At 47.5% G+C, this 4,282-nt stretch carries 6 protein-coding genes; 5 read left to right on the top strand and 1 reads right to left on the bottom strand.

Going from position 1 to position 4,282, the window contains the following annotated elements; translation table 11 throughout:
• The coding region (locus AC1DSE_RS31215) for a S16 family serine protease (protein ID WP_477528766.1) at positions 1-667 on the top strand (667 nt) is incomplete at its 5' end.
• A 16-nt stretch (positions 668-683) separates the two neighbouring features.
• Here AC1DSE_RS31215 and AC1DSE_RS31210 read toward each other — a convergent pair.
• The gene (locus tag AC1DSE_RS31210; protein WP_441881330.1) at positions 684-1,934 is read right to left on the bottom strand and encodes a nucleotidyltransferase; all 1,251 of its coding nucleotides are present in this window, start codon (positions 1,932-1,934) and stop codon (positions 684-686) included.
• Positions 1,935-2,095: 161 nt separating this feature from the next.
• On the opposite strand from AC1DSE_RS31210, the gene AC1DSE_RS31205 reads away from it, so the two are divergent.
• The 4 genes from AC1DSE_RS31205 to AC1DSE_RS31190 all read left to right on the top strand — a co-directional run.
• Positions 2,096-2,617, top strand: coding sequence for a YceD family protein (locus AC1DSE_RS31205; RefSeq protein ID WP_477511438.1), 522 nt, complete (start codon positions 2,096-2,098; stop codon positions 2,615-2,617).
• 38 nt (positions 2,618-2,655) lie between these two features.
• Complete coding sequence (gene rpmF, locus AC1DSE_RS31200; RefSeq protein ID WP_006036546.1) at positions 2,656-2,829, top strand: 50S ribosomal protein L32; 174 nt, start codon at positions 2,656-2,658, stop codon at positions 2,827-2,829.
• 277 nt (positions 2,830-3,106) lie between these two features.
• A complete protein-coding gene (fapR, locus tag AC1DSE_RS31195; protein ID WP_441881325.1) occupies positions 3,107-3,703 on the top strand; it encodes a transcription factor FapR in 597 nt (198 codons plus the stop codon).
• Positions 3,687-4,282, top strand: a 596-nt coding sequence (locus tag AC1DSE_RS31190; protein ID WP_477528765.1) for a phosphate acyltransferase, incomplete at its 3' end; no start/stop codon positions are given. The genes fapR and AC1DSE_RS31190, both read left to right, overlap by 17 nt.

The following is a 4,282-nucleotide window of genomic DNA, read 5'->3' as shown; positions in this document are numbered from 1 at the left end:
CAAGCTGAACAGCGTTGTTATTACGGAAGTAAATCCTATCGATCACCCTTTGAAAAGTTCATTCAAAGCAGGAGATAAGCTTTTAGGCATTCATGGCGAAAAACCGCCGAACAGCTTGGCAGATTTGTTTGAGACGCTGAGAGGGTATGATAAGCAGCAAAACGTTTTATTTGATGTGGAGCGCAAAGGGCAGCAACTACAGGTCTCTTACTCATCGGATACATTAAAATCTGTCTCGACTAACGAGCAGCTCTTGAGTGTTCTGGGCATCGTAAACTTGACGGAACAACGCGGCTTGGACCCATCGGATCACAATAACCGCATCAGTATAAAAGTAGGCGATATTGGGGGGCCATCGGCCGGTCTCGTTTTTGCTTTGCAATCCCTTGATCTGCTAACGAACGGTGATTTGTCGGGAGGTCATCGCATTGCGGCGACAGGCACGATTACTCCACTCGGAGAGGTCGGAGCTATCGGTGGAATAAAGCAAAAAGTTGTCATTGCAAGCGAGGAAGGCGCGGAGCTGTTTCTTGTTCCTTCTGATAACTATAAGGATGCCGAGGCGAAAGCAAAAGCGCTTAACGCCTCGATGAAAGTGGTCAGCGTAAGTACGCTGAAGGAAGCTGTGGAGCAAGTAAAAGTTTATCTCGCTGGGAACGAAAGGTAACTTTTATTTATTTCGATTAGGAATCGATGGTTACGGGTCTTTCCGTAAAATCACGGAATAACGATTGCGGGGCATGAATGCCCGGTACGCCTAGTGAATAGACACTGCTCGCTTGTGTATCAAGCTCCAAATAACGGAAGGGCTTTGGTGCTCTTGCTGCGCTTTGCAGCACAGGCAATTTGGCACAATTTCGCATGCGTCGTAATAAAAGCTTGCCTTTTTCCGTAAAACCAAGCACTCTTATATATTCAACACCCGAAGCAAGCTTATCCGGTGTGAAATCAGATTTCTGATGTCCAAGCAGAATAGCAAGAAGTGAACGCTGCAGCTTCGTTCTCGTATAGCGCTTCGTTTTTAAAGCTTCTAGCAGGTCATCGAACTGGCGGGAGGGCAGCTTGGGAAGGGCATTCAAAATGCGATGCTCCAATCCTTCTGTCATCTCATGCAGGTTCGAAAGTTCATATGACGAGCGAGTTACAATCGCGTGAAGCAGCGCATTCGTAAAAGGCTCCCAGCTGATCGGGCAACGTCCGCTAGCCCATTCCTGCTGCAAGATTCGCGTTGTGGATTCCGGTACATAAGCGCGCGCTTCCTCAAGAGATCGTTTCTCGAGCAGCAGCTTGCGGATTGCGGTCGCGCTTGCGATTTGGCTGTCGGTTGCGGTTTCTTGATTGTACTGCGCTTTCTCACGAGTGATAGTGTGCGGCTCCATTTTGCCGCCTAGCCGTTTCAGCGCAAGCAAATAATGGAGCGCTAATGTATGATTAGGAAGCGCGAATGGAAAATTAGCGGCAGAGGAATAGCCCTGATCCGATAAGTAGGTGGTGATGGCGCTGCTGTACGCGTTCGGATAACTAATTCCCGTTTGAAGCAGCTGCTTCAATAAGGCTTTAAAGGCTGGCGGCTCGTTTGTAATGAGCTCTGCTGCCTGTAGCAGCGGCTCAAGCTCACCGTTTTCCGTTCCAAAGCAGAAGCTGTCAACGACGCCTGTCGCCTCTAATAAGGACACAGCGCCATAGGCGAACCACTCTGCGGCTTGTGTTGCGTAAGCAACCGGCAATTCAATGACAAGATCGCAGCCGCCTTCAAGCGCCATACGTGTTCTAGCCCATTTATCCAGCAGGGCAGGCTCGCCGCGTTGCAGAAAATGGCCGCTCATGACGGCAACGACGGCGTCAGATTGCGTTATTTTGCGCGATTGTTGCAAATGATACAAATGTCCGTTGTGAAATGGATTATACTCGACAATGAGCCCGACGGTGCGCATTCGCTTGATCCTCTCTCTGTTAAATGTTGGTTGTTTCACTATAGCATAGAGAGGGAGCACAATCACGGTCTGCATCAAGTGTTATTGAAAAACCGTGTGAAAATGTTGACAAAACAGTAGTCTGATAGATATAATAATCTTTGTTTGTTTGGGGTGATCTGATGCAGTTTCATATTCAAGAAACAATGTCCAAAGGGTTGAAAACTACAATCGACGAACAGCTCGATGTTAGTGACCTTTTTAAAGGACGCCAAGATGTTTATCGTACGGGACCTCTCCATGTATCGCTTCAGGTAACTGGGCACGAAGAGTTTATCGAAGTGGATGGCAAGCTTGCCATCGATCTCGAGCTTGCCTGCTCACGCTGCCTTGAACCGGTAAAGGATCATACGGTTATTCGATTCTCTGAAGTATTTAAGCGGGCTACGTCTGACGAAGACCGTGATGAGGATATGGAAGAGGAAGAGAGTGATTTCATTGAAGTAAATGCGGACAGACTGAACTTGAAGCCTTATGTGGAAGAAGCACTTCAACTGTTCATGCCTTTTGCACCGCTTTGCAGCAATGATTGTAAAGGTCTCTGTCAGACTTGCGGACAGAACTTAAATGAGCACAAATGCAGCTGCTCCACGGAGAAGGTTGATATCCGTTTTGCAGCGCTAAAGGATCTATTTAAGGAATAAGAGTAGTGCTGATTGAATTTTTGAAGGAGGTGTTAAATATGGCAGTACCTCAGCGTAGAACATCCAAGACTCGCCGTGATAAACGTCGTACGCATTTCAAACTTGCAGTACCGGGCATGGTGAAGTGTGAGCAATGCGGCGAGCTGAAATTGGCTCACCACGTATGCAAAGTTTGTGGATATTACAAAACAAAAGAGATCATTTCTCAATAAGAAATGATGTCTGGGATAGCACTTCATCCATGTGATGAAGTGCTATTTTTTTGCTCATATCGATTCGTGTAACGCTAGGGAATGGATGAAAAAGCAGTTATATTTTTATGCAACATTGCGCTCGAGCGTATTTTTTTATATACTTAATTAGTACCAGGTGATAATATCAAGCAACATACATATACTAATCGTACTGATGCCTCACAAGGCCGCGGAACAGATATAAGATTGTCTATCATTCACTATTTGGTAAAAGGTGGTGCCGAACATCGAACGAATGCCCAAACGGCAGCGGCATCAGCAGCTTGCCCGACACATTGATGAAAATCCTTTTATAACGGATCGGGAACTGACTAGGTTGCTCAAAGTAAGCATCCAGACGATACGCCTTGACCGGATGGAGCTTGGTATACCAGAGCTTAGAGAACGTCTGAAGCTGATGGCAGAACGTTCATACGACTCCGTTCGCTCGCTCGCATTGCACGAGGTGATTGGTGATATTGTCGATTTGGAATTGGACAAGAACGGCATCTCGGTATTCGAGATTCGTGAAGAACATGTATTCTCCAGAACGGGCATTGCACGCGGTCATCACGTATTTGCACAAGCAAATTCACTTGCCGTTGCTATTATAGATGATGAAATTGCACTTACCGTAACAGCGGACATTAGATTCATTCGACCTGTTAAGCTTGGGGAGAAATGTATTGCCAAGGCTTATGTTCGTTCCATTTCGGGCGAGCGAAGCAAGGCGAAGGTAGAGCTGTTCACATATGTCGGAGACGAAATGGTGTTCCAGGGTAACTTTGTTATTTATCGGTCCGCGGGAGACACAGATGCTGAAGGAGGAGACGTACGTGCGGATCGCTATTGATGCTATGGGGGGAGACAACGCCCCTGGCTTAATTGTGCAAGGAGCGCTTGACGCGGCGGCGCAGTGGCCCGATACAGAGCTGCTGCTCGTTGGTGAAACGTCTGTTATTGAACCGCTCATGAAAGGGCAGAAGCCCGCTAATATAACCATTTGCCATGCTGATGAGGTCATTGGTCCAGATGATGAGCCTGTTAAAGCGGTACGCCGCAAAAAAGGAGCATCCATGGTCGTTGCTGGACAGCTCGTTCGTGAAAAGCAGGCAGATGCTATGCTGTCAGCAGGCAATACTGGTGCTTTGATGGCGACTGGACTTCTTGTCGTCGGTCGAATGGATGGAATCGAACGGCCCGCGCTCGCTCCTATGATGCCTACGATGGATGATGTCGGCATTCTTACGCTTGATTTGGGAGCGAATATGGATGCAAAGCCGGAGCATCTGCTGCAATATGCAATTATGGGAAGCATTTATCGTGCAAAGGTTCACGGACTGGAGAAGCCGAGAGTTGGGCTTCTGAACGTGGGAACTGAAGCGATGAAGGGAAATGAAATGGCTAAAGCGGCTTACGCTTTGCTTGAGCA

The organism is Paenibacillus sp. 01L418 (genome assembly GCF_056400045.1).
The sequence above is the reverse complement of the archived record's forward strand: the minus strand, read 5'-3'. Positions and strand labels throughout refer to the sequence as shown.

Bases quoted from the DNA above. Each gene is read 5' to 3' on its own strand.
- AC1DSE_RS31210 (WP_441881330.1), bottom strand. From the start codon at position 1,934: ATGCGCACCGTCGGGCTCATTGTCGAGTATAATCCATTTCACAACGGA.
- rpmF (WP_006036546.1), top strand. From the start codon at position 2,656: ATGGCAGTACCTCAGCGTAGAACATCCAAGACTCGCCGTGATAAACGT.
- AC1DSE_RS31205 (WP_477511438.1), top strand. From the start codon at position 2,096: ATGCAGTTTCATATTCAAGAAACAATGTCCAAAGGGTTGAAAACTACA.
- fapR (WP_441881325.1), top strand. From the start codon at position 3,107: ATGCCCAAACGGCAGCGGCATCAGCAGCTTGCCCGACACATTGATGAA.